The sequence below is a fragment of the Aliiglaciecola lipolytica E3 genome, from assembly GCF_000314975.1.
Taxonomy (GTDB): domain Bacteria; phylum Pseudomonadota; class Gammaproteobacteria; order Enterobacterales; family Alteromonadaceae; genus Aliiglaciecola; species Aliiglaciecola lipolytica.
Map to the genome: position 1 here is coordinate 68,010 of NZ_BAEN01000059.1, position 25,783 is coordinate 93,792.

Below are 25,783 nucleotides of genomic sequence, written 5' to 3' on the forward strand. Positions count from 1 at the left end.
TATCGAGTGACTGAGCTTGCAACCATGCTCAATGGGTTGGTTATCCATCGACGACAATATCGTGAAACCAGTTTTATCGTCGACTTTTTCACCAAAGAACAAGGTCGAGTTTCGGCTGTTTGCCGCGGAGTCAGAGGCGGAAAAAGTGCAAAGGCGAATGAAAAAAAGAGTCTCTTGCAGCCGTTTCAACCTCTTTCGCTTACGTTCAGTGGGCGGCACGAATTAAAAAATTTAAATCAAATCGAAGGAAATGGCCGAGCGTTTCAATTGCACGGTGTGACATTATTTTCTGCCATGTATCTCAATGAACTTCTGAATAGAGTGCTACCTAAAGAAGTGTCCTATCCAGAGGTGTTTGATCTTTATTTGGCTAGCTTATTTCGAATGGCAAATAATGAAAATATGGAAGTCGTGCTACGTGAGTTTGAAATATGCTTAATTCAAAATATTGGTTATGGTATTGATTGGATTGTTGATTGCCATTCAGGTGAAAGAATACAGGCAAATAGCTATTATAGTTTTATCAATGACCAAGGATTTCAGTGTTTAGCCGCAAAAGAGCAAACCGCAAATTGCTTTTTAGGGGCAGATTTAATCAAGATCGCAGATTATCATTGGGACAAACAAAGTTTAACGGTGGCTAAACGCATTACTAGAATGGCATTTAAGCCAATTCTTGGCGATAAACCATTAAAAAGCAGAGAATTATTTACTAAATTGGAGCGGACTGAATGAGTGATATCTTTTTGGGTGTGAATATTGATCACATTGCCACATTGCGAAATGCACGAGGAACCCAATATCCAGATCCTGTGCATGCTGCAGATATTGCTGAGCGCGCTGGAGCTGATGGCATTACAGTGCATTTGCGTGAAGATCGTAGACACATAAAAGATCGTGATGTCAGTTTGTTGCGTGAAACGATAAACACACGTTTAAATCTTGAAATGGCAGTCACTGAAGAGATGTTGTCTATCGCCCTTCAAACTAAACCTGAATTTTGCTGTTTAGTGCCGGAAAAAAGACAAGAATTGACCACAGAAGGCGGCTTAGATGTGGCAGGCAATTTAGAGAAAATTACCGATGCGTGTCAACGTTTAGCAGAACAAGATATTCAAGTATCGCTTTTTATTGACGCAGACAATTCTCAAATCGACGCTGCCGTTCAAGCTGGCGCTCCTTACATTGAAATCCACACAGGTCAATATGCTGAAGCTACCAATGAAGCGCAAATGCATAAGGAACTTCAAAAATTACAATCTGGTATTCGTTATGCCCATTCTTTAGGTCTTAAAGTGAATGCTGGACATGGATTGCATTACCATAACGTAAAACCGATAGCGGCCATTGAAGAAATTATTGAATTGAATATTGGTCATGCAATCATCGCTCGCGCTGCATTTGACGGTTTAGCCAATGCGGTAGCAGACATGAAACGACTAATGTTAGAGGCGAGGGGTTAAATTGGCAGTTTTAGGTCTGGGAACAGACATAGTCGAAATTGCAAGATTAGCAAAACAGATTGAAAAGTCGGATCGATTACCGTTACGCATTTTAACGCCAATGGAAATGCAGGTATATCGTGAACACAATTTCCCCATACGTTATTTGGCTAAACGATTTGCGGCCAAAGAAGCTGCTGTCAAAGCGTTGGGAACTGGGATTGGAAATGGTGTTGGCTGGCAACATATCGAGCTAAGCAATGGTGATTTAGGGCAACCGATTATCCATTTTAGTGGCCAATTTGCACAATTGTGCGAACAAAAGGGAATTAACAATGCTTTGGTATCTATCTCAGATGAGCAACATTATGCAATGGCTACGGTTATTTTGGAGCAAATAAACAAGCATGGCTAATTTCTACACGCCTAAAAAAAACAAAAAAGCGGACGCTGCCAACAGTCATTTAATTGGAAAGCGGGTTAGTATTTCGATTTCCCATTTAGATCATTTCGCGCAAGGGGTTAGTGCTGATCATGATCCTCTAATATTCGTTGAAGGGGCATTGCCTGGCGAGATTGCTGAGGTCGAAATAACCGAACATCGAGGTAAAGTTTGTACTGCAAGATTGTTGAAAATCACGCAACCTTCAGTAAATCGACAACCCCCTTTTTGTGAGCATTTTGAAATGTGTGGTGGGTGTCAAACTCAACACTGTCAAACCAGTGCAATGCTAAAATTTAAACAAGATGCGATTCAAAATCTGATTTTGCATACTTCCCTAGATACTGAAAAAAATACGCACTCTCCCAAACGAGTCCTTAGCAAAGCGTCTCGCGGTGGTAAAAATATTAAGTTGGCGAAAGTGGCGGATAAACAGGCGCAAATTAATTGGCAGGCTCCGCTTCATTCTGAAGAAAAAGGCTATCGACGTAAAACCAGATTATCAGTTGATGCTAGAAACCCTGACGCGATTAAAGTGGGTTTTCGAGCTAAGGGAAGCAACAAAATATTCAACTTGAGCCAGTGTCCGGTACTGAAAGGTGAGTTGGAGCAGTTGATAGTGCCTCTGCAAAAAACGCTAGCAGACATGCAAACACCGTCCAATGTCGGCCATATTAGTTTATTGAGTGTGGATAACGGCACACAGGTGTTAATTCGCACAGTTCATAATTTGAGTCAACATGACAAAGCACTATTAGCCGATTTTGCTGAAGACAATGACGTGCAGTTAATACTCGAAGATAAACAACACAATCAGCAAACGCTTAATCAAGAAGCTAAATTATTAGCTTACAAGATAAATGATAAACTTGAATTAGATATCCATCATGATGATTTTGTGCAAGTCAACGCAGATATAAATCAAAAAATGATAAAGCAAGCAATACAATGGTTGCAGCTTGAAGCTAACGATTCAGTGTTAGATTTATTTTGTGGTATCGGTAATTTTAGTCTGGCGATTGCTGAACAATGTGAACGTGTGGTTGGAATCGAAGGTGTGGCCAAAATGGTGCAACGTGCCCAACATAATGCAACGCAAAACCAACTTGATAATTGTCAGTTTATCCACGCTGATTTAAATAGCACTAAATTAACTGAGCATGGTCAAACAGCGAAATGCAATAAAGTATTACTCGATCCTGCTCGTGAAGGTGCATTATCTGCGGTTAAGCAATTAGCTTCACTAAAGCCTTCACATATCGTTTATGTTTCTTGCAATCCGGCAACTTTTGCTAGAGATGCCGCACTTTTAATTGGCAAAAATTATCGATTAGACAAGTTGAGTTTGTTGGATATGTTTCCACAAACAGCGCACACTGAATTGATGGCATTGTTTGTGCCTTTGACTAAACGAAAGTAAATCTAACTGGGCTATTACTATGGTTTCAATCCGAACAGTTCATCAACCAGAACGACCTAATTTTGATCAATGGCTTGATTGTCTGAACCTACCCCAGAGCACAAAACAAAAGCTGCGAGACACATCTGAATCACCAGAAATTCTGTTGGTGGGGCAGGAAATGGTCGAAATTCTGCACGAACTGAACATGGACGATGAAACGTTGCAGGCATCGTTGGTGTACCCTTATTGCGAATTACATGGTTTAGATGACGAACAAATCGAAGAAGAATTTGGCAAAGGAATTCGAAATCTAATCAGCGGTGTACGCCGCATGGATGCAATTAAAACCTTGCATAGTCGCAGCAATAAAAAAGCCGACGAAGTTCAAATTGATAATATTCGCCGTATGTTACTAGCTATGGTGGAAGATGTACGAACGGTTCTCATTAAGTTAGCCGAGCGTATTTGTACGCTACAAAAAATGAAAAAGGCAGATGAAGAAACTCGCGTTATTGTCGCTCGAGAATGTTCAACCATTTATGCTCCTTTGGCCAACCGTTTAGGTATCGGGCAATTAAAGTGGGAAATAGAAGACCTTTCATTTCGATACTTGCACCCAGAAAAGTATAAACAAATCGCCAGCTTGTTGGATGAGAAAAGAACTGATCGCCAGCAATACATCGAAGATTTTGTCACCAATTTACAAGCGGAAATGGACGAAGCGAAGATCAACGTTAAGGTCTATGGTCGCCCTAAACACATTTATAGCATTTGGAAGAAAATGCAGAAAAAGCATTTATCTTTTGATCAGCTTTACGACATACGTGCTGTGCGTATTATCGCTGACCGCTTACAGGATTGTTATAGTGCTTTGGGCATTGTGCACTCGCTGTTTAAGCATATCCCCAATGAGTTTGATGATTATATTGCAACACCTAAACCAAATGGCTATCAATCTATCCATACTGTGGTTGTCGGCCCTCAAGGGCGCTCGGTAGAGATTCAAATACGCACGCAACAAATGCATCAAGATGCAGAGCTTGGCATTGCGGCACACTGGAAATACAAAGAGGGCGTCAGTTCAGAGCGCTCCGCTTACGAAGATAAAATTAATTGGTTGCGCAAAATTCTACTTTGGCAAGAAGAGGTGGCTGAGTCTGGTGATCTGGTTGAAGAGTTACGTAGTCAAGTATTCGATGACCGAGTATACGTGTTTACGCCTAAAGGAGATGTTATTGATTTGCCGTTGGGTTCGACTCCGTTGGATTTTGCTTATTACATTCATAGTAACGTAGGACATCGTTGCAATGGTGCAAAAGTAAACGGTCGAATAGTGACTTTCACCTATCAATTGCAAACAGGCGATCAGGTGGAAGTGTTAACCGGTAAAAACTTAAATCCCAGCCGGGATTGGATGCATCCAGGTTTGGGATATGTGCACTCTTCTCGCGCACGCGCAAAAATCCATACTTGGTTTAAAAAACAAGATAAAGAAAAGAACCTGCAGGCGGGTAAAGAGTTACTTGAACGTGAGTTATCCAGAGCAAACTTAGTATTGAAAGACGCAGCAAAAGCCTGTGAACGTTTTAACGTCAATCAAGTAGATGATTTATATGCTGCCATTGGTGGCGGTGATTTACGTATAATGCAAGTTGTCAATTACTTGCAACAATTAGATGCTCCACCACCAGAAATTGATCCCCGGGTTAGAACAACACAAAGCAAACCTACAAAAGGTGGAAAAAGCACAATTGTTGTGGAAGGTGTTGGTAATTTGATGAGTCAAATTGCCAAATGTTGTCAACCATTACCCGGCGATCCTATTCAAGGTTATATAACCATGGGAAGAGGTGTTAGCGTGCACCGGGAAAACTGTGATCAATTGAACCATTTATTAGATCAGCACCCTGAGCGTGAGATTGAAGTCAATTGGGCTAATGATCTTAGGGGAAGCTTCAAAACCGACCTAGACGTGCATACGTCAGACCGAGATGGCATCTTACGCGATATAACAACGGTACTGGCGAATGACAAAATTACCTTATTAGGGGTAAATAGTTTAAGCAATACTAAAGATCAAACTGCTCGAATCAGAATCACTTTAGAGCTGAAAGATTTGGCAAGCTTATCTAAAACGACCGCGCGATTGTTGCAAATTAAAGGGGTAATCGACGTTGTCAGACTCGACAAGTAAGCCGCAACAGCAGAGCGATTACCCTCAAGTCGAACGGCTGTTGAAGATTATGCAAAAATTACGGGACCCTGAACAGGGCTGCCCGTGGGATAAGCAACAAAGTTTTAGCAGTATTGTTCCTTATACGATTGAAGAAGCTTATGAAGTTGCTGATGCTATTGAAAATGGCAATATGCAGGATGTACAAGATGAATTAGGTGATTTGCTATTTCAGGTAGTGTTTTATGCACAGCTTGGAAAAGAGCAAGAGGCTTTTGACTTCGAAGCAATAGCCAAAGTCATTAGTGATAAATTAGTTCGTCGCCATCCTCACGTTTTTGCAACTCAACAGAATATTTCGAGCGAACAAGTCAGTCTTAATTGGGAAGCTATAAAACGCCAGGAACGCGCTCAAAAAGGTGAAGACGCGCAAGCCAGTGTTTTAGCCAATATACCTGTCAGTATGTCACCTTTGATGCGTGCACATAAAATCCAAAAAGCTTGCGCAAAAGTAGGGTTCGACTGGCCAGAAGTAGGACCCGTACTTGATAAAGTACAAGAAGAAGTCTCAGAGGTGATGGAAGAGCTCGAGCAAGAGCCAAAAAATCAGCAACGCATCGAAGAAGAAGTCGGTGACTTGTTGTTTGCGGTGGTTAATTTAGCTCGGCATTTGGATGTAAACGCTGAGACGGCTTTGAGAAAGGCGAATAAAAAATTTGCTGGACGTTTTGAAAAAGTTGAACAACATTTTGCAAAACAAAACACCAAATTGTCTGACACCACATTGAGCCAGATGGAGTCCATCTGGCTGCAAGTCAAACGTTTAGAAAGCGAATCGACGCAGTCCTAAACTACCAATAAGAAGCAATAATAACCATGCAACAGAACCTCCACCGCCAGAATTGCTGCTTGGTGGCGTAGTTGGGTTGCCGCCACCATCAATTGATGTAAAAACAAAGTTTCGTACTCTGCCTTGGTCGTCCCCTTCATCGACGTTGCGGTCCTTGCGGTAACTAATTTCGACTAAGTTGGTTCCGGCCGGCAATGATATGGTTTGGCTAGTAAAGTTGACGTCGCCAGAGATAAACTCGATTTCTTCACCATTCACGATCAAATATAACGCATCAAAAGGTTCTGTTGGTTCATCAACATTCTCTTCTGATGAAACCGACCACTCAAAATTTAATGTCCCTTCACCGACAATGCTAGCAATTAAAATACTTTCTTCATTGCCTGAAATATTGCCGCTAGCAACGCCTCCCAACGTATGGCTAGTCCAACTAGCGTCGCCTCCGCTGTACAATGTGACAGCAGAGTTTACTGTGCCTATTTGGCTCTCCAAGCCTGGCGTTGCTGCTACCGCGAAACCCTGAACGGTGATGCCATTTGTGGGGGTATCTTGTATGTCTGTACTAAGTGCTATGGATGCAGTTTTAGACCCTTGAGTTTGGGCATTAAATGTAAGTTCTACCTGACAACTTTGTTGCGCAGTTAAAATCGTACAGTCACTTGTATCTATACTAAAATCAGATTGATTACTCAGAGTAATTGTAGGTACCACAGTATTTTCAGAATTATTGGTGATCGTATATTGTTGTACGAAGCTCACGTTTACAGGTGAGTTGGTGATATTGGCTTTACCCGAAATACCCACACCAAAACGAGTTGCATTGATAAAGCCAAGCAATGAACTTACTCTTGCGTATACCCCCGGATAACCCTCAGCAGCACAACCTATGCCCCAACTGGTTACACCCAATTGTTGTGCTCCACTATTTGTTTGTACGAACAAGGGGCCACCGCTATCACCTTGACATGCGCTTGCGCCTCCAGAATCTAATGCCGCACAAATCATTTGATTGGTAATCCCAGTGTTGTTTGCGCTAATTCCTTGTGAGCTTGCTAATTCATTGCGGCATTGAGTGTTTGTAAGTAGGCCTAAATCTACTTCCTGAAGTATGTCAGGGAAATTCCCAGTAGGGCCTTCACCCGGCAAGTAACCAGTGCGTCCACCCCAGCCAATAGATTTTGCGATAGCATTCTCTATGGTTAATTGGTTTGTCGTAGCTGTATCAGCCAACTGAATTGGGGTTGCATCGACGCTTTCAACTAATTCGATAAGTGCCACATCGTTATCAAAAGTATCAGAGTTATAGTTGGGATGTGTATATATGCGCTTAATCGCTATGGCTTCATCAGCGCCGTCTCTTAAATCATACTCGCCTATATTTACCCTATATTGGTCAGCAAATTCTGAGTCTACACAATGCGCTGCGGTCAGCACCCAACGATCACCTAGGAATGACGCACCGCACACTGAATCTTGCATCGTACCGGGTAAGGTATTTACGGCGATGCTGGCGGTCGCATTTTCGAGCTGGACTAAAGCGGCTCCATCTTGTTGAGAAATTGCGACCACAGGAATATTGCCATCAAAATCATTACCCAATGTACCTGAATCTAAAGGGCCTTCAACATTATTGTAAATAATTGCGCCAATGCCGCCACCGGCTTCACAATTAAGCGCTTTGTCGGAGAAATTAAAATCGCCGCGCTCGATTAAACATATACTATTGGCTACGCCTGTACATTCCGTACCTGCTAATCCGCAATCGACTAAAGTGCCGGTTGCTTGGCCATCAGGACCGAAACTAAACGAATCGGAATCATATCCAGTATTGTTTACAGTGACGCTTGTTTCTACTGTCGAACTGACTATGACAAGTGCCGACATAAATGGATAATCACCTTCATCTGCATTTTCTCCACCAACAATTAGTGGGCTCACAAAATCGTTTTTTGTCTCAGTATTACGTTTTTTGGCGTTGGCTATTTGTTCGGAACGCAAACTAGTTGCAGACGCGATACTCAAATGCGCGGCTACGACGACCAACAGAACCCACACTAAGTGCTTCATCTATCTACTCCATAAATAAATTCGTTGTTACTCAAACACCTTATCGTTATGTTTTAAAGGATATGAGTTTCGACCATACAAAAGGTGTAACGGTCGTATTGTTGAGCAATATATCCCAAACAATTAAAATTAACTAATCACCTTTCTATTACATTTAAAACGTATTTCTGTGCGATTTAGATGCAAATTAACAAAATTTAGTTCGATATATCTTGGATAACAATGCATTAACTGAGCTGAATCGAATCTGAATTGTTAGTAAACAATGGCCTGATTGACTAAAAAACTTGCAATATACCCTCGCGTTTTATGAAAACTTCTGTATAATTCGCGCCCTGCCCAGTTACGCCCACTTTGGGAAAGTGGAAGAATCAATCGACTCGAAGGGGTCAATGTGTTGATTTATGAGGTTTTCTGGATTGTCTAAGATGAGTAAGCTTGCTGATTTTAACGAATGCAGAAAACAAACGAGTAACAATTTACAAATTTCGGGTATTTTAAAATGAAAACTTTTGTTGCAAAGCCAGAGACGGTAAAACGCGACTGGTATGTGGTTGACGCCGCAGACAAAACATTAGGTCGATTGGCCACAGAAATCGCGCTTCGTTTGCGCGGTAAGCATAAGCCAGAGTATACACCTCATGTAGACACTGGAGATTACATCATCGTAATCAATGCTGAAAAAGTCACTGTTACTGGCCGTAAGGCACAGAACAAAATGTATTATTCTTACACTGGTTATCCTGGTGGATTGAAAGATACAACATTTGAGAAACTTCAAGCCCATAAGCCTGAAATGATCATTGAGAAAGCGGTTAAAGGTATGTTGCCTAAAGGTCCTCTTGGACGTGCTATGTTCCGCAAGATGAAAGTGTACGCAGGTACTGAGCACTCACATGCTGCTCAACAGCCTCAAGTTCTAGACATTTAAGGAGCGAGAATAATGGCAGATACTCAATACTACGGCACTGGCCGTCGCAAAAGCTCTACCGCTCGCGTTTTTCTTCGCCCGGGCAGTGGAAACATTGTAGTTAACAAGCGTCCTTTGGATGTGTTTTTTGGTCGTGAAACCGCTCGTATGGTTGTTCGTCAACCTCTTGAGCTTGTTGAAATGACTGATAAGTTTGACCTATACGTCACCGTAGCCGGTGGTGGTATTAGCGGTCAAGCTGGTGCAATCCGTCACGGTATTACTCGTGCATTGATGGAATATGACGAAACACTTCGTCCAGCGTTACGTAAAGCCGGGTTTGTTACTCGTGATGCACGTAAAGTTGAGCGTAAGAAAGTGGGTCTTCATAAAGCACGTAAGCGTCCTCAATACTCAAAACGTTAATTTTTACGTTACGAATATTTCAAAAAACCCAGCATTGCTGGGTTTTTTTATTGTCTGTAATTTACGCTAAATTGATGGCTATCTTTTTGCTTCAACTGCAGATACACAAATTATTCCCATAAAACATCGCTTTATTTACTTAATTCCTTGTCTTTATTAGGGGTTTTCTTTTATCATTTCATGTTAATAGTTAAAATCAACAAAACCGTAATTTCTTGTGCGAGTTAACTGCTAGCAAAACGCTACCGGAACCAACTTTTTATGTTCAAGAAGTATCACTAAATCCGAACTTGGAGAAGAGTGGATGAGCAATGTGTCTGTCGATACGAATGATTCGTCAGTAAATGACAATCAGCCTCAAGACAACCCTAGACGCCGATTCCTAACAGTCGCAACCTCTGTTGTAGGGGCCGCGGGTGTAGTTGGTGTTGCAGTGCCTTTTATAGGTTCTTGGAGCCCTAGCGAAAGGGCAAAAGCTGCTGGTGCTGATGTGCAAATAGACATCAGTAAAATTCAGCCAGGGCAAATGATTCGTGTTATCTGGCGAAGCAAGCCGGTTTGGGTTGTACGACGGACTCCTGAACTTCTAGCTTCGTTAGCAAAACACGAAGATAGTTTGAAAGATCCCAACTCTGAACAAGAACAACAACCTGCATTTGCGAAGAATCGCTATCGTTCTTTAAAAGAGGAATATCTTATCCTGGTCGGGATATGTACCCACCTTGGTTGCTCTCCTCAGCATTTGGCTAATGGGGCTTTCGAAGAATACGTTGAAGGTGTGGATGAAGGTTTCTTCTGTCCTTGTCATGGTTCCAAGTTCGACATGGCTGGACGAGTATTTGATGGTGTTCCAGCGCCATTAAACTTAGTCGTACCTCCATATCAGTTTGTTGATGACAATACCGTTATCATCGGTTCAGAAGCCGAGGGAGCAGCATAAGATGTTTAAAAATCTATTAGACTGGATTGAATATCGTATTCCAATGATGCGTGTTGCGAATATGCACGCCATTCAATATCCAGCACCCAAAAATATGAACTTCTGGTACATCTTTGGATTCTTGGCAACAATCGTTCTAATTAACCAAATCGTTACCGGTGTATGGTTAACTATGAACTTTGTTCCATCTTCAGAGGGTGCGTTTGCTTCTGTTGAATATATTATGCGTGATGTGCCTTACGGCGACATATTGCGATATATGCATTCTACTGGTGCTTCTGCGTTCTTTATCGTGGTTTATTTGCACATGTTTCGTGGCATGATGTATGGCTCTTACCAAAAACCACGCGAATTGCTTTGGTTATTCGGCATGTTCATTTACTTAGCCTTAATGGCAGAAGCTTTTATGGGGTACGTGTTACCTTGGGGGCAAATGTCTTACTGGGGCGCGCAGGTAATTGTATCCCTGTTTAGTGCGATTCCTATTATTGGTCCAGACTTAGTTGAATGGATTCAGGGTGATTATGTTATCTCTGGTGCTACCCTCAACCGATTCTTTGCATTGCACGTAATTGCATTGCCTTTAGTCATCGTTATTTTGGTATTCCTACACATAGTTGCTTTGCATGAAGTTGGCTCTAATAACCCTGACGGTGTTGAAGTTAAACGCAAAAAAGGTTCGCTAACTGAAGAGCAAAAAACCAAGTTTAAAATGCACGAATACTACACAAGTAAATACGACATCATCGATGATGTAGTGCCGTTCTTCCCGCACATCGTCTTGAAAGATTTGGTCGCGTTTGCTGCATTCTTATTTATATTTTGCTACATCATGTTCTTTGCACCTGGAATGGGCGGCTATTTCTTAGAGCATCCAAATTTTGAGATTGCCAACCCGTTGAAAACACCTGAACACATTTTCCCTGTTTGGTATTTCACACCTTTCTACGCAATCTTGAAAGCTGTGCCAGACAAGCTAGGTGGTGTTATTGCCATGTTTGCCGCAATAATTGCGTTATTCTTGTTGCCTTGGATTGACCGAGGAAAAGTGAAGTCTTGGCGTTATCGTTGTGGGTTCCATCGTTGGAATCTATTGATATTCGCTGCGGTCTTTATCTTCTTAGGTTATTTAGGTGGTACACCTCAGGAAAACTGGAAAATTATCGCATCGCGCATAGGCACTATCATGTACTTCGGATTCTTCTTATTGCTATTTATTTACAGTAGAAATGAGAACACTAAACCAGTACCAGAGAGGATCACGAAATGAAGAAGTTTGTATTAGTTTTAACTTTATTATTTTCGGGACTAGCTGGTGCTGCTGGTGGCGGAATTGAAAACGATCACATTGATATTGATTTGAGCGATCAAGCCTCACTACAAAGCGGCGCCAAGTTGTTCAATAACTATTGTTTGGGCTGCCATAACATGCAGTACCAACGTTATGAGCGCAGCTTTAAAGATTTAGGTATTCCAACCGAATTAGGTCAGGAGTATTTACAATTTACTGGTGAAAAAGTTTCAGATCATATTAAAAGCGCGATACCTGCTGAAAATGCGGCAAAGTGGTTTGGTGCTCCGCCGCCTGACCTAACTTTGGTTGCACGTGTTAGAGGTGCTGATTGGTTATACACTTATCTCCGTACCTTTTATGCTGATGACAGCAAAACATTTGGCGTGAATAACAAACGTTTCCCTGACGTGGGTATGCCGCATGTTTTGCAAGAATTGCAAGGTACGCCTCGCGAAACTTATGAACAAAGAATGGTCGACGGTGAAATGAAAGAAGTTTACGTTGGCATTAAAACGGACGGCACAGGTGAGCTGAGTCCAGAAGAATATGATGAAGCAATGTCAGACCTTGTACATTATTTAGTGTACGTAGGTGAGCCAGGCAGACTCAAGCTGGAGACAACCGGTAAATGGGTTTTGGCCTTTATTGTGATATTGTTTATCTTTGTTTACTTGCTGAAGAAAGAATATTGGCGTGATGTTCACTAATTCACCCAAATCTAAGGTATAATCCGAAAAGGGGCGGTTTTGCCCCTTTTTTTAATGAGCCTAACGCCAAATTGGTAGTAGGCAGACAATCAATTTTATGAAGTTAGATTTACGATTGATTGATGTGTTTTGTTGATTCTGGAGGATAGTTAATGGCTGTAGCCGCGAATAAACGTTCAATCATGACGTTGTTCTCAGACACAAGTGATATTTACAGTCACCAAGTGCGCATAGTACTTGCGGAAAAAGGAGTGGGCGTTGAAATCAGCTATACTGATCCAACCAACCTTCCTGAAGATTTACTTGATTTAAATCCCTATGGCACAGTGCCTACACTGGTCGATAGAGAACTCGTTTTGTACAAGTCCCATATAATAATGGAATACTTGGATGAGCGATTCCCACATCCTCCCCTTATGCCTGTTTACCCAGTTTCTCGTGGTCAAAGCCGTTTGATGATGCACAGAATAGAGCAAGATTGGTACTCTGTTGCAGATAAAATTGTGGCCGGAAAAGGGGACTTAGAAGCTGCACGTAATGAGTTACGCGAAGCACTATTAAGTCTTGCTCCACTATTTGCTGAAACTCCTTTTTTCATGAGTGAAGAATTTAGTTTAGTTGATTGTTATTTGGCGCCACTATTATGGAGGCTGCCAGCACTTGGTATTGAACTTACCGGTGCAGGTAGCAAAGAAGTACTTGCCTATATGAATCGCATATTTGCTCGTAACTCCTTCAAAGCATCATTAACTGATCAAGAAAGAGAGATACACGATCCACTTTAAGTGGACTAGGTAGCATATTATGATGACGTCAAATCAGCCTTACTTACTTCGCGCATTCTACGAGTGGATCGTAGATAACGATTTAACACCTTATTTGGTAGTGGATGCGACCATGCCAGGCACTATTGTGCCACAGGAACATGTACGCGATGGACAGATTGTCCTAAACGTATCTCCAAGTGCATGTGTTAAACTGAATCTAAGTAATGCTGATGTTAGCTTTGAAGCCCGTTTTGGCGGTGTTGCGAGACAGTTAGTGGTTCCCACTAATGCTGTTTTAGCTATTTATGCAAAAGAGAATGGCGCTGGTACCGTATTTACGCCGGAAGAAAGTATTCCTCAAGAGGAAAAAGGAGAGGGTGTTTCCAAAACATCATCTACACCTAAACCGGATAAAAAAGGACCTCCAAATTTAACGGTCGTTAAATAAGTCAAATTAGGCGCTGCACAGCGCCTTTTTTATTGGTAAATTGACAAACAGTAAAATTAAACAAATTCTAGGAAAGATAAACATGCGATATTGGCTGATTGCACTTGGTATTCTTTTATCTGGTTGTGAAAATGATGGTGTAGCGGATGCTTCAATGTGGCAGATATGTGATACCTATCAGGATATTTGTGACAATACGCATTCAGGTGCACTATGTTCAATCCCAAGAAGTGAAGTTATACGAGATCTCGCACGCCAACGCGAGCAAATCAGCTCTATCAATACCTATATCGCGCTAAAAAGTTTAGACGCTTATAAAAGTTGTTTAGAAGATGCATTTGTATCAGAAGCGGTTAGGAACAAAAGTGATAAACAATCACAGATTACAACCATAAGAAAAATTCCCGAAATTCAAAAAGAACTCATCGCCAGTACACGATCTATGTCGCGCCCGGAAGTGAACTTGTGGCTTTGGACATATTCTCAAAACCAAGATAATTGGGAATCAATGGTCAATGGCTTTGAAACTGCGCAAGAGGTCCATGTAGACGTATATGTCGCGCTAATGACTAAATCAGCTAAAAGCAATATGTCTGAAGGGGTGAAGTACGCACGTATGGCGTTGGAAAAAGCAGACCTGATCAAAGACATTCAGCCGTCTGTTTATGAGTTCTATGTGGGATATTATTTAGATAAAAATGACCTTCAAAAAGCGGCTATATGGCAAGGACTTTACAGCGCATTAGATAAAAACAAAGCGGAAGTTAATGCGCAATACTTTAAGCTGTTTGAAAAAATGTCACCATCACAAATACATATTGCACAAAAAAAGGTCGATGATTTACTGTTTGATGCTAAATGGTTAAACAAAGACATGAGTACATTTCCCGAAAACTTAAAATAAATCAGTTAATACTGGGAATTAGTATTTGCGGTAAGTTTGTAAATAGTCAGGCGATGCTGACGACTGTTTAAGCGGTTGTTATTTCAATCAGTCTAAAATACACGACTAACTTTTAAATTTGATTTGAAAGTCTAAATTACTGGTTTCGAAGCCTTGTTTAGCAAGTATTTCGAAACCTTGTTCGGGCGTTTCCACAAAAATAAGTTTCACCGTTTGTGGAACAATAATTTTCATCATCCATTCTGAAATAGCTAAGCCATTTACGCAAACCACACAATGTGTCAATCCCATATCAACCAATTCATGTGCAGAGTTCGCGCAAAAACGGATTTGTTCGGGCCCTTTTACCGGACAATTACGAATGTCATCATAAAATGCCCAACCGGAAGTAGGCATATATTTCGCAATTTCAAATATTTTTTGGGTCAGTAATTTGGGTACAGCTTTTTGCAGCCAATATTTTCCATATTGAGCAGCAATAACATTGCTTGAGTATACAATTTCAAATTGGTCTGACATTTTATGCCTTGTCTCGAGTTCTTATTAATTATAGACCACGATTAAAAAAGCTAGGGTGGATAATATAACCGCTTACTATAATAAAGACATCGAGATAAAAGCAGGCTTATTGATTTTCGAACGCCTTGATGACTCTAGTGACACCATTTACATTTCTAGCTATTTCAACCGCAATATCGGCTTCGCTAGGTTTGACCAAACCCATTAAGAAAACTTCTGAATCTTCAATTTCAACAATAATATTCAATCCGTCCACGCGTTTATCGCCAATTAGTGCGGTTTTCACCTTGCTAGCAAGCCATGTATCATTTGCTATAACAGTTGCAGGAATGGGTTCCCCTATGCGCATTTGATTATGGATCTTGCGCAAGTTTTTGACCCTTTGCGCTGTGGTTGATACTTCTTGACGAATTGCTTCAGTCGGAGCTTGGCCAACCAATAATACGATACCATTGAAGACAGTTATATCGATTCTGGCACGATCTAGCTTTGCATTGTTTGCAAATTCAGATGCTAAACGAGCCGTTGCAGTTTTGTCGTCTATTTGCGTGCCTAATGTACGTCTGTCGTGGGCAGCAGACGCAGCTCCCACGCCAGCTCCAACTACGAGTGCTGCACAACCTTGTAAGCCTAATGTGGTTAAAATAACAAGCGCAATTAAACTATTGGTTTTTGAGAACATACTGATTACTCCGCATCCTGCTCAGGAAAAAGACTATCGTCGATGCATTCACACAGATTGTGAATAACTAATAAGTGGACTTCTTGAATGCGCGCGGTTCTACTGGAAGGCACACGGATTTCAACATCATTAGGACCTAAAAGCCCCGCCATTTCACCACCGTCTTTACCGGTTAAGGCAACAATTGTCATGTCCCTGCTCAATGCAGCTTCCATGGCGTTTATCACATTTCGTGAATTACCACTGGTGGATATTGCCAATAATATATCGCCAGCTTGTCCAAGCGCGCGGACTTGTTTAGAAAACACTTCATCATAGCTGTAATCGTTAGCAATTGAGGTAATTGTTGATGAATCAGTGGTTAGCGCCATAGCAGGTAAGCTTGGACGGTCTCGCTCATAACGATTGAGTAGTTCGGAAGAAAAGTGCTGAGCGTCTCCTGCAGAACCCCCGTTGCCACATGACAATATCTTGTTGCCATGAATAAGTGCGTCTACCATCATCTGAGAGGCTTTAAATATAGATTCCGGAAGCACTTCCCCTGCGGCAATTTTCGTCTGGATGCTTTCGGTAAAATTCGCTTTTATTTGTTCAATCATGAAAATCTCAATAATGTTATAAAATAATTTTCAATGGCATGTAGTTTAGATAGATTTAAACCATTGAATTTGATCTCCGTCTATTGCAACCAAATCGATACGGTGTGCCACCATAGCGGGGTTTAGACGATGAAAATGCATAAAATGTTTCACTGCGTGTGTAAATTTTTTTCGTTTTGAAGCATGGAAGAAGTCAGCAGCTGTACCATAATCAGAACGGCTTCGAAATTTCACTTCAACAAACACCCATTCCTGTTCATCTTGCATGACTAAGTCAATTTCACCCGTACGGCAGTGATAATTACTTTGAATAAAACGTAAACCATTATTCTCAAGGAATTCTCGGGCCTTATTTTCCGAGATTTGTCCTGTAAGTCTTGAGAAACGTTGCTTAATCCAATGCAAGCAATATAACCTCGCTTTCGGTTATTTTGCCAAAAGGTAATACACGGATAATATTGCCATCCTGATCTATGGAAAGAGTGCCAGTCAGTCCTTTTACACTAACTTGAGGTAATGCTGATAAGCCCGGTAAATCAGGCACTAAGGAATAAGCATCGAAGCCCAATGCAAATAAACGCTTTAAAGTATCATCTTGTTTTGGCCAGATCTTGGCGACTTCATTCTTAAGGGCCTTATGATCTTCATCCGGTAACATCCAAGGCATATCGGTGAATGTGATATTGCGCAGATCTCGTAAGCTATTATTACTAAAGTTTTGACTATAACTTCTAGATGACGCAAATACCGGAACCGCCTTGTCATTAAATGGGCTCAAACTGGTTTCTACGATAGGGTTAAGTAATTCTGTTTGTTCAGGTGAGGCAAATAGTACTATAGCATCTATATCACGACGGTTTCTTGGTACAGAGTGAATTTGCTCACTAGTCAGGTTTTCCAGTTGATCTATACGTGTTTTGCTTTGCGCTACGTCTAATAATGAAGTTAGGCTGGTTCGCATACTTTTATTGTCTGTGAAAGTCGCTAAACCTGGCGCTGGGGCATCTTCACCAACTAACATTTGCCATGTTTGTAGAAACGTATTTGCCATGCGCATAGGTGCGCCGCTTTGTTGAGTCACAACGATTGGGCTGACAACGCCGGTGTTAAATACTTTATTTGCTAATTGCACAGCTTCATCTTCTGGCGATAACGCGAAGTAAACTCGAATACCAGGTACAGTGGTAGTTTCTGGTGTCGATGTTTCAGGTACTTCGTTGCTATCTAGTGATGTCAGTTCTTCAGGTTCTGCTGAAATATCCAGTCTATTTAGTCCGATAATATTGAGATGTGCTGGGGCAAGCGCACTAAATTCAGCTAGTTTTTCTTTTATCAATGGCCCAATGACGACATCGTATTCTGATACATCTTCTACCAATTTGGGTACATTGTTGATTTCTGTATCGAAAAAATGCAGCACTGTGGAATTCTCAACGACGTCAGTAGACATCGCCTGCTGTTGCGCGTAATAGGCTGATAGCAGGCCTTCTTTAATGGCTAAACCTTGTTGTGCTAACCTTCCCGATAAAGGCAATAGGACAGCTACTTTTTGCATTTCGATTGGTTTAACCGACAATGCTAGTTGAACTTCTTGCGGTAAATTTTCACTCAACAAATGGTCTTGATAACGTGTTTGCCATTCATTAACGGCCGTCTGCAATTTGGTTTGTTGTAAGCCGAATCGTTTGACAATTAAACTTAACTGCAACCATGGCGCTAATTGTGAGTGAGAACGCAATGCATTCCCTAAGTCTTGCTCATTTAACCTTTGTAACAAATACCAAATCTCAGTCGTTTGTAGATTGTCAGTTGGCTCTATGGCAAGTAAAGTCGATGCGGCATTCAGCCATTGGTTATGATGAAGTTGCTGAGAATAGCTAATTTTCAAAGCACGGTTTTTATGGCTTACGGCAGGATCAATATATTGTTGATATTCTGATACTTTCAACCAATCTATAGCGCGCTTTGTTAGCTCACATTCAGCTAATAATATGTAGCTTTGATTGCGCAAGATGGGATCTTTTATTTCGGACAAAGAAATGTGCAATACTTTTTCGCTTTGTGCACAAGCATTTTGTTGCTTATATGATTCAGCTGCCTGCACTATCCAATAATTTCTTTGATTGATGTCTGCAGTTTCCGCAAAAATTCGTTGCGCTTCATTGAGATAATACATGGGATTTTGAGGTAGGTCGGGTTCTTCTTGTATTGTTTGCTTGTTCGAAACATTGTTTTCTGCACGCTCGCTTTTATCCGGAGTAGATCCACAACCGTATAAAAGTGCGCTTGCACACAAAACTAACAACCATTTCAACTGATCCATCGATACTCTCAAAATTTTCCAACCCATTTATCTTCAGGTAGTTTAAAATGCCTAATGACGTAAAACAATCAAAGGCTGATCATAAGTGGTAAAAACTGGCACATTATTCATTGTTTCTACACCAATTGGAAATTTGGATGATATTACTCATCGAGCAATAAAGGTGCTTAATGAGGTGGATTTAATAGCCGCTGAAGATACGCGTCACAGCCAAAAGCTATTGCAGCATTGGGGGGTGAGTACCCGCATGACCGCAGTGCACGATCATAACGAGAAACAAATAGCTGATCGTTTGATTGAACAATTAAAGAATGGATTAAACGTAGCCCTGATTTCAGACGCAGGTACGCCGCTAATCAGCGATCCAGGATATAATCTGGTAAACCGGTGTCGTGAACATCAAGTACCTGTAGTACCAATTCCTGGGGTTTGTGCAGCAATAGCAGCATTAAGTGCATCAGGCTTGCCGACCGACCAATTTTTATTTATCGGCTTTTTGCCGGTTAAACAAGTCGCTAAACATACCCTATTGGAGCGCTTGAACGCTGAAACTGCTACCACTGTGTTCTATGAATCACCACGGCGTATTGCAGATACGGTAAAAGCGATTGTTGAGGTGTTAGGTGAGCAACGTAGAATTTCAATTGGTAAAGAAATTACTAAAACCTTTGAAACGTTTTACGCTGGGACGGCTGCTGAAGTCTTGGCTTGGTTGCTAGAAGATGCAAATCACCAACGCGGCGAATTTGTGTTGATGGTCGCAGGTGCGCCTGAAAACGATTCCGAGCTGCCACCAGAGAGTTTGATATTACTCAAAACCCTGATGCAGGAGTTACCATTAAAAAAAGCCGCAGCGATCACTGCACAGCATTACGGATTAAAGAAAAACGCTTTGTATCAATTAGGGTTGACGTTAAATGACTAAAACGAGCTTAGTCAGGACAGTTGTTGTTTGCTTACTCTACTGGTGCGTTTTCCAAATCCCACAGGTGGCTGCCCAGACTGACGGCTCAGGCGCTTGGTATTCAGATAGTCGTCCCATTATGGGAACCAATATTCGTACCGAAATATGGGCTGAATCGCCTACATTAGGTCTGGCCGCGGTTGAAGCTGTGATGACGGAAATGGAGCGTATAAATCAGCTAATGAGTCCTTATATACAAAGCAGTGAGTTATCGAAAATTAACCGATTAGCCGCTCACTCAAACGTGGAGATTTCCCCAGAACTATTTGACCTTTTACAGTTATCGATAGGTTTATCATCAGAAACTCAAGGAGCTTTTGATATCACCTATGCCAGTGTAGGGTATCTATATAATTATCGCGAAAAACAACGTCCCGATGAGCAAACCATTCATCAATTGTTGGAGGCGATTAATTATCGACATGTTGTACTTAATGAAGAAGACAAAACAATTAAATTTAAACATCCTAAGGTGAAAATTGACTTAGGCGGGATTGCTAAAGGTCATGCGGTCGATAATGCATTAGCGATTTTAACAGACATGGGAATTGAACATGCGTTAGTTACCGCCGGTGGAGATACGGGTTTACTAGGTGACAGACGTGGGCGGCCATGGAAAGTCGGGATACGTGATCCGCGCCATCGCGATAAACAAGCAGTGGTGATACCGTTAGAAAATATTGCGATGTCAACGTCCGGCGATTATGAACGTTATTTTGAAGAAGATGGAAAACGCTTCCATCACATTATTTCACCTCAAAGCGGTGAATCAAGCTACGAAGTTCAAAGTGTGACAATCATTGGCCCGAAAAGCACGCTCAATGATGGACTTTCAACTGCAGTATTTGTCTTGGGCGTTCAAAAAGGCATAGATCTGATTAATCAAACTCGAGGCTATGAAGCGATTATCTTAGATAATCAAAGACGACTTCACTACTCAAAATCATTTGAAGCCGTCAATGCCGAAAATTGATTCAGGAATTATACTCGTCGTTTTAGGCACGATATTGTTTTCTAGTAAAGCCATCATGATCAAATATCTGTATCAATTAGGTATTGGCTCACTAGAATTGCAAACACTTCGTATGTTGTTTGTATTACCTTTTTATATAGTGATTTTGATTTGGTCTTTACAGAAAACAGGGTGGGGAACGTTAAGTCTAAAAGAGTTGCTGGGTTGCTGCGCGGCAGGTATTGCCTGTTATCACTTTGCTAGCTATTTTGATTTGCTCGGCTTGCAGTTTATCACTGCGGGTTTAGAAAGAATTATCTTATTTTGTTATCCAGCAGTGGCTATATTATTTGGTTGGTGGTTTCTAAACGAAAAGCCAGTAACTAAGATTTGGCTAGCGTTAATCTTGTCTTATGCAGGTATCATCGTTTTCTTTTATGCAGATTTATCATTTGGCGGTGACAACCTCTATTGGGGCAGTTTTTTAGTGTTTATTGCCAGTATTTTCACTGCTTGGTATTTAGTGGCTACCCAACGTTTTTCTCGGCAGATTGGCAGTCAACGATTCGTTTGTTTGGCTATGATTTCTGCTTGTATAACATTGTTGCTGCATTCTTACTTTGCAGATGTGGAGGATTTGACCCAATATTCAGCAAATCATTATTGGGGAATATTGATTGTCGCGATTTTTATGACTTTGATACCTTCATTTATGATCAGTGCAGGGGTGAAACGAATTGGCGCAAGTAAAGCTTCAGTGGTAGGAGCCGTAGGGCCTTTGTTTACGATTATTCTGTCTAATCAGCTTCTAGGTGAGCCAGTAACTTGGTTACATTTATTGGGGTTATTAGTAGTTATATTTGGCATGCGACAACTAAAAAACTAGCCGTCGCATTGCCTAAATTGATGTTCGATTAGAGTAAATTAAGACAATCTATGCTTAAAATCTTCATACTCAAACTTTCGAATTAATTCGAACTCGCCTGATTTACGGATGATGCCGATAGATGGGTGCTCTACACCATTGAAGAACGTGGTCTTTACCATAGTGTAATGGATCATATCTTCAAAAATAAGCCGCTCACCAACGACTAAGTCATGGTCAAAACTGTAGGTATCAATCACATCGCCAGCCAAGCAGGAGTTTCCACCGAGTTTAAAATCGAAAGATTTTTTACCTGGCATACCGGCTCCCGTAACCACTGGGCGATAGGGCATTTCTAGTACATCTGGCATGTGCCCTGTGGCGGATATATCCAAAATCGCTATCTTTCCATCGTTTTCTACCAGATCTACCACCTCTGATACCAAACTACCCGTTTGCCATGCCACTGCAGAGCCAGGCTCTAAAATAATATGGATATGTGGATGACGTTTTTTAAATTGGGCTAACGTATCGATAAGGTGCTCTAGGTTATACCCTTTTTTCGTCATCAAATGGCCACCGCCTAAGTTCAACCACTTAATATCGGGTAACCATTTAGCAAAACGTTTTTCCACTGCTAAAAGTGTGCGTTCAGTAGCATATGAATCACACTCGCATAAATTATGTACGTGAAAGCCCTCAATGTTGCTTAGGTCAGCGCCTTCTAGATCGACGGCGCGAATACCTAGCCTTGAGCCCGGCGCACTTGGATCATAAAGTTCGGTTTCGGCTTCTCGGTGTTCTGGGTTTAATCGAATACCAGCTGAAATACCCTTCGCAATAACCTGATCTTTATAACGCTGCCACTGGGATAAACTATTAAATGAAATGTGATTCACCAATTCTAATAATTCAGTCATATCGGCGGGTTTGTAAGCCGGTGAAAACGCATGTACTTCTTTGTTCATTTCGAACTTGGCAAGTTTGGCTTCCCATACTGAACTTGCGGTGCAACCTTTAAGGTATTTACCTACAAGGTCAAACGTAGACCACATAGCAAAACCCTTGAGCGCAAGAATAATATCCACACCAGCTTCTTGTTGAACTCGCTGCATTATTTGCAAATTTTGCTCAAGTTTAACTTCTTCACAAACATAACAGGGAGAAGGAATATTTGGATTTAACATCTCATCGCTCAAGGTGGTACTCCTGATTAGCGTTTAAAAGGACTTTGTTCACATTCCAATACGTCCCACGGTAGACCATGCTGGTTTAGCATATCCATGAATGGGTCAGGATCAAATTGTTCCATATTCCAAACACCTGCACCTTTCCAAGTACCATTTAGCATCAGAGCCGCGCCTATCATTGCTGGCACGCCTGTAGTGTACGAAACCGCTTGAGCACCAACTTCCTCGAAACAAGCTGCGTGGTCGCAGTTATTATAGATAAAGATGGTTTTTTCTTTGCCATCTTTCACACCAGTAATATAAGTACCGATGCAAGTCATACCGGTATAGCCTTCAGCCAATGAACCTGGATTTGGTAAAACGGCCTTTAGAAATTCCAACGGCACTATTTTTTGGCCTTGAAAATCAATAGGCTCAATGCTTGTCATGCCAATGCCTTCAAGAACTTTAAGGTGATTTAGATATGCATCACCGAAAGTCATCCAGAATCGTGCGCGTTTTAAGCTTGGGAAGTGCTTAACAATTGATTCTAATTCTTCGTGGAACATTAGATAAGAAGCACGTACACCAATGTTTTGATAGTCAAGATCTTCTCTGACACTTAACGGATCAGTTTCCTTCCACTGGCCATCTTCCCAAAAGCGGCCACGTTGGGTAATTTCACGAATATTGATTTCAGGGTTGAAGTTGGTTGCAAATGCCTGACCATGGTCACCACCATTGCAGTCCACGATGTCTAGGTAATGAATCTCATCAAAGTAGTGTTTCGCAGCATAGGCGGTATAAACGTTAGTTACACCTGGATCAAAACCACTACCTAACAAGGCCATAATGCCTTTGTCTTTGAATTTATCTTGATATGCCCACTGCCACGAATATTCAAACTTAGCTTCGTCTTTGGGTTCGTAGTTAGCGGTATCCAAATAATCTGTACCCGTGGCAAGACATGCATCCATAATAGGGAGATCTTGATAGGGTAGGGCAAGGTTAATCAGTAAATCAGGTTTTACTTTATTAATTAACGCTTCTACTTCTTCAGCATTATCTGCATCTACCGCATATACGGCCTTGACTCTGTCTGCGCCAACTTCTGCTTGTAGTGCTTCGCATTTTGACACGGTTCTGCTGGCCAAATAAATTTCATCAAAATGCTCTGGCAAGCGTGCACATTTTTTTATAGTTACAGCGGCAACACCGCCCGCTCCGATGATCAAAACACGAGACATATTAGCTTCCTTTTATCTAAGCTGAAATTTTTGCGCATGCTAACACTGCTAGCCAAAGACGCAATAGTCGAATGCAAAAAATTTAATGACAAATTTCGCATCCAATATATTACATCATTGTGGTATTTTTTTGATAAATTCTCCACCATTGATATTGACCGATACTGGCCATAACCAATAGACACAAGTAAAGCGCTGATGTGGGGTATAAACCTTTATGCCAATAAATCCAAATTGCCACCACATCAACAACGATCCAGAAACTCCAGTTAAATAACTTTTTATGTGACATAAGCCATTGTGCAACTAAACTGGTACAGGTGGTAAACGCATCGAAATAGGGCAAACTAGCATCCGTTTTGGTGGCCATTATCCACCCCAAAATTAGGGCTGCTAAAATCGCAATAATCGTCATTTGCAGATATAGAGCAGGTCGCCCATGGTGAATAACCACATGACCGTTATTGTCTAGATCTTTCGACCACATCCAGTAACCGTATACTTGAAAGCCTACATAAATTAAATGTAGGAGCATGTCAGAATAGAGTTTAACGTCGTAAAAAATCCAACTGTATAAACTGACTTGAATAAAACCGAAGAAAAAGCACCATATACTGCGTTTAATAATTAAAAATACGCTTAAAAACCCACTTAAGGTGGCGATCCACTCAATCGGTGAAGCACCGGCAAATCCTGCAAGCCATTCAGACCATTGCATGCTGTTTCCTTATTTCATTCGAATGATTCAAGGCCTAATACCCTGTAAACCACCAGTGTGAAGCGCCAAAATCTTGGTGTACTTAGGGAAGTAATTTTTTTCAATTAGTTGGCTAAGTGCAAAAAACAATTTTCCCGAATAAATCGGTTCTAATTCAATTTTATTATGTTGTTGAAAATTATTGCAAAATGCCAGTAATTCCGCAGGTTTTTTAGCGTAGCCACCAAAATGGAATTCCGAATTTATCTGCCATTTTGCACTCGCACCCGTTTCGTCTGAAGCTGTTTTCATTTTTGCAGGTAAAAATTGGTTAACTAAATCGTATAAATAGTCGTGTCCTTTTAGAACGGCTATACCAAGAACAGAAGTATCCATATTGTGCGATGCATGGATTAACCCTGCGATCGTGCCGCCACTGGCCACGGGAGCGGCAATTAAATCATAAGGTTGTGTGAGTTCATTAATAATGCTTGAAACGCCTTCTAATGCAGCCTGTTGTGATCCTCCTTCGGGGATTATCATGGAGTTAGGATATTGTGCATTTAACTGTGAAATATAGGATGGCTCTGCGCGTTTGGCGTAGGTGACTTTGTTTACCCATTCGATTTGCGCTCCCCAGCGGCTTATATCAGTTAACATTGGCGTCATATTTTGCGCATAATTTCCCCGTATATAAGCTAGAAACGGTATTTTTAAAACGTTACAGCAATATGCGAGAGCATGAATATGATTAGAATAACCGCCGCCAAAGCTGATAATTTTTGCTGGCGGAGATTGCAATGCTATTCGCAATATATTGCTTAGCTTTCGCCACTTGTTGCCGGAAATTACGGCGTGGATCAAATCGTCTCGCTTAATCCAGATTTCTACCTGATTAGCATTTTTGCAGTCAAGATTGAGTCGTTGTTCAGGCGAGGGTAGTTGAATCGACAAAGTACGAATTAATGAGTCCATTTCAGTGCTTTTAGTCATG

At 41.3% G+C, this 25,783-nt stretch carries 27 protein-coding genes; 17 read left to right on the forward strand and 10 right to left on the reverse strand.

All coding sequences use genetic code 11. The features are described from left to right. Positions 1-6: 6 nt before the first annotated feature. The 6 genes from recO to mazG are packed head-to-tail and all read left to right on the forward strand — an operon-like array spanning position 7 to position 6,309. Positions 7-735 (forward strand): DNA repair protein RecO, encoded by a 729-nt coding sequence (gene recO / locus GLIP_RS14490; RefSeq protein WP_008845406.1) that lies wholly within the window; start codon positions 7-9, stop codon positions 733-735. After that, positions 732-1,463 (forward strand): pyridoxine 5'-phosphate synthase, encoded by a 732-nt coding sequence (gene pdxJ, locus GLIP_RS14495; RefSeq protein ID WP_008845407.1) that lies wholly within the window; start codon positions 732-734, stop codon positions 1,461-1,463. The genes recO and pdxJ overlap by 4 nt, the downstream gene beginning before the upstream one ends. Before the next feature lies 1 nt (position 1,464). After that, complete coding sequence (acpS, locus tag GLIP_RS14500; protein ID WP_008845408.1) at positions 1,465-1,857, forward strand: holo-ACP synthase; 393 nt, start codon at positions 1,465-1,467, stop codon at positions 1,855-1,857. Continuing rightward, complete coding sequence (gene rlmD, locus GLIP_RS14505; RefSeq protein ID WP_008845409.1) at positions 1,850-3,304, forward strand: 23S rRNA (uracil(1939)-C(5))-methyltransferase RlmD; 1,455 nt, start codon at positions 1,850-1,852, stop codon at positions 3,302-3,304. Before acpS ends, rlmD begins: the two co-directional genes overlap by 8 nt. 19 nt (positions 3,305-3,323) lie before the next feature. Beyond that, a complete protein-coding gene (relA, locus tag GLIP_RS14510) occupies positions 3,324-5,480 on the forward strand; it encodes a GTP diphosphokinase (RefSeq protein WP_008845410.1) in 2,157 nt (718 codons plus the stop codon). Then, positions 5,461-6,309: a nucleoside triphosphate pyrophosphohydrolase gene (gene mazG, locus GLIP_RS14515; RefSeq protein ID WP_008845411.1), complete on the forward strand. Its 849-nt coding sequence runs from the start codon at positions 5,461-5,463 to the stop codon at positions 6,307-6,309. Before relA ends, mazG begins: the two co-directional genes overlap by 20 nt. Here mazG and GLIP_RS14520 read toward each other — a convergent pair. Then, positions 6,283-8,376 (reverse strand): trypsin-like serine protease, encoded by a 2,094-nt coding sequence (locus GLIP_RS14520; protein ID WP_008845412.1) that lies wholly within the window; start codon positions 8,374-8,376, stop codon positions 6,283-6,285. The genes mazG and GLIP_RS14520 overlap by 27 nt on opposite strands. A 502-nt stretch (positions 8,377-8,878) precedes the next feature. Between GLIP_RS14520 and rplM the strand changes: the two genes are divergently transcribed. The 8 genes from rplM (at position 8,879) to GLIP_RS14560 (ending at position 14,772) form a co-directional block, all read left to right on the forward strand. Then, complete coding sequence (gene rplM / locus GLIP_RS14525; RefSeq protein ID WP_008845413.1) at positions 8,879-9,307, forward strand: 50S ribosomal protein L13; 429 nt, start codon at positions 8,879-8,881, stop codon at positions 9,305-9,307. Positions 9,308-9,319: 12 nt separating this feature from the next. Next, entirely contained in the window at positions 9,320-9,712 is a 393-nt protein-coding gene (rpsI, locus tag GLIP_RS14530) for a 30S ribosomal protein S9 (RefSeq protein WP_008845414.1), read from the forward strand. A gap of 304 nt (positions 9,713-10,016) precedes the next feature. Further along, positions 10,017-10,652 (forward strand): ubiquinol-cytochrome c reductase iron-sulfur subunit, encoded by a 636-nt coding sequence (petA, locus tag GLIP_RS14535; RefSeq protein WP_008845415.1) that lies wholly within the window; start codon positions 10,017-10,019, stop codon positions 10,650-10,652. Position 10,653: 1 nt separating this feature from the next. Then, positions 10,654-11,922 (forward strand): cytochrome b, encoded by a 1,269-nt coding sequence (locus tag GLIP_RS14540; RefSeq protein ID WP_008845416.1) that lies wholly within the window; start codon positions 10,654-10,656, stop codon positions 11,920-11,922. Continuing rightward, on the forward strand, positions 11,919-12,653 hold the full coding sequence (locus tag GLIP_RS14545; protein ID WP_008845417.1) for a cytochrome c1: 735 nt from the start codon (positions 11,919-11,921) through the stop codon (positions 12,651-12,653). Before GLIP_RS14540 ends, GLIP_RS14545 begins: the two co-directional genes overlap by 4 nt. Positions 12,654-12,805: 152 nt before the next feature. Further along, positions 12,806-13,438 (forward strand): stringent starvation protein SspA, encoded by a 633-nt coding sequence (gene sspA, locus GLIP_RS14550; protein ID WP_008845418.1) that lies wholly within the window; start codon positions 12,806-12,808, stop codon positions 13,436-13,438. A gap of 22 nt (positions 13,439-13,460) precedes the next feature. Continuing rightward, entirely contained in the window at positions 13,461-13,868 is a 408-nt protein-coding gene (locus GLIP_RS14555) for a ClpXP protease specificity-enhancing factor (protein WP_040523151.1), read from the forward strand. Between the two features lie 82 nt (positions 13,869-13,950). Beyond that, complete coding sequence (locus GLIP_RS14560) at positions 13,951-14,772, forward strand: DUF2989 domain-containing protein (RefSeq protein ID WP_008845420.1); 822 nt, start codon at positions 13,951-13,953, stop codon at positions 14,770-14,772. Between the two features lie 105 nt (positions 14,773-14,877). Here the strand turns inward: GLIP_RS14560 and GLIP_RS14565 are convergent, their stop codons facing one another. From GLIP_RS14565 to GLIP_RS14585, 5 genes are all read right to left on the reverse strand, one after another. After that, the gene (locus tag GLIP_RS14565) at positions 14,878-15,291 is read right to left on the reverse strand and encodes a hypothetical protein (RefSeq protein ID WP_008845421.1); all 414 of its coding nucleotides are present in this window, start codon (positions 15,289-15,291) and stop codon (positions 14,878-14,880) included. Positions 15,292-15,397: 106 nt separating this feature from the next. Further along, positions 15,398-15,973, reverse strand: coding sequence for a BON domain-containing protein (locus tag GLIP_RS14570; protein ID WP_008845422.1), 576 nt, complete (start codon positions 15,971-15,973; stop codon positions 15,398-15,400). Between the two features lie 5 nt (positions 15,974-15,978). Next, entirely contained in the window at positions 15,979-16,572 is a 594-nt protein-coding gene (locus tag GLIP_RS14575) for a phosphoheptose isomerase (RefSeq protein WP_008845423.1), read from the reverse strand. A 45-nt stretch (positions 16,573-16,617) separates the two neighbouring features. Further along, positions 16,618-16,977, reverse strand: coding sequence for a YraN family protein (locus GLIP_RS14580; protein ID WP_040523078.1), 360 nt, complete (start codon positions 16,975-16,977; stop codon positions 16,618-16,620). Further along, a complete protein-coding gene (locus GLIP_RS14585; protein ID WP_008845425.1) occupies positions 16,964-18,895 on the reverse strand; it encodes a penicillin-binding protein activator in 1,932 nt (643 codons plus the stop codon). Before GLIP_RS14585 ends, GLIP_RS14580 begins: the two co-directional genes overlap by 14 nt. A gap of 85 nt (positions 18,896-18,980) precedes the next feature. Between GLIP_RS14585 and rsmI the strand changes: the two genes are divergently transcribed. The 3 genes from rsmI to GLIP_RS14600 are packed head-to-tail and all read left to right on the forward strand — an operon-like array spanning position 18,981 to position 21,697. Further along, positions 18,981-19,820, forward strand: a complete 840-nt coding sequence (gene rsmI / locus GLIP_RS14590; RefSeq protein WP_008845426.1) for a 16S rRNA (cytidine(1402)-2'-O)-methyltransferase — start codon at positions 18,981-18,983, stop codon at positions 19,818-19,820. After that, entirely contained in the window at positions 19,813-20,832 is a 1,020-nt protein-coding gene (locus GLIP_RS14595; protein ID WP_083880125.1) for an FAD:protein FMN transferase, read from the forward strand. Before rsmI ends, GLIP_RS14595 begins: the two co-directional genes overlap by 8 nt. Then, positions 20,819-21,697 (forward strand): DMT family transporter, encoded by an 879-nt coding sequence (locus tag GLIP_RS14600; protein WP_008845428.1) that lies wholly within the window; start codon positions 20,819-20,821, stop codon positions 21,695-21,697. The genes GLIP_RS14595 and GLIP_RS14600 overlap by 14 nt, the downstream gene beginning before the upstream one ends. Positions 21,698-21,735: 38 nt before the next feature. On the opposite strand, the gene nspC is transcribed toward GLIP_RS14600, so the two are convergent. From nspC to GLIP_RS14620, 4 genes are all read right to left on the reverse strand, one after another. Next, positions 21,736-22,875: a carboxynorspermidine decarboxylase gene (nspC, locus tag GLIP_RS14605; protein ID WP_008845429.1), complete on the reverse strand. Its 1,140-nt coding sequence runs from the start codon at positions 22,873-22,875 to the stop codon at positions 21,736-21,738. A 14-nt stretch (positions 22,876-22,889) separates the two neighbouring features. Beyond that, a complete protein-coding gene (locus tag GLIP_RS14610) occupies positions 22,890-24,092 on the reverse strand; it encodes a saccharopine dehydrogenase family protein (protein ID WP_008845430.1) in 1,203 nt (400 codons plus the stop codon). Between the two features lie 109 nt (positions 24,093-24,201). Further along, positions 24,202-24,810: a nicotinamide riboside transporter PnuC gene (pnuC, locus tag GLIP_RS14615; protein WP_008845431.1), complete on the reverse strand. Its 609-nt coding sequence runs from the start codon at positions 24,808-24,810 to the stop codon at positions 24,202-24,204. Positions 24,811-24,837: 27 nt separating this feature from the next. Beyond that, positions 24,838-25,782 carry a 1-aminocyclopropane-1-carboxylate deaminase/D-cysteine desulfhydrase gene (locus tag GLIP_RS14620; protein WP_008845432.1) on the reverse strand — a complete coding sequence of 315 codons (945 nt, stop codon included), beginning with the start codon at positions 25,780-25,782 and terminating at the stop codon, positions 24,838-24,840. Position 25,783: the final 1 nt, after the last annotated feature.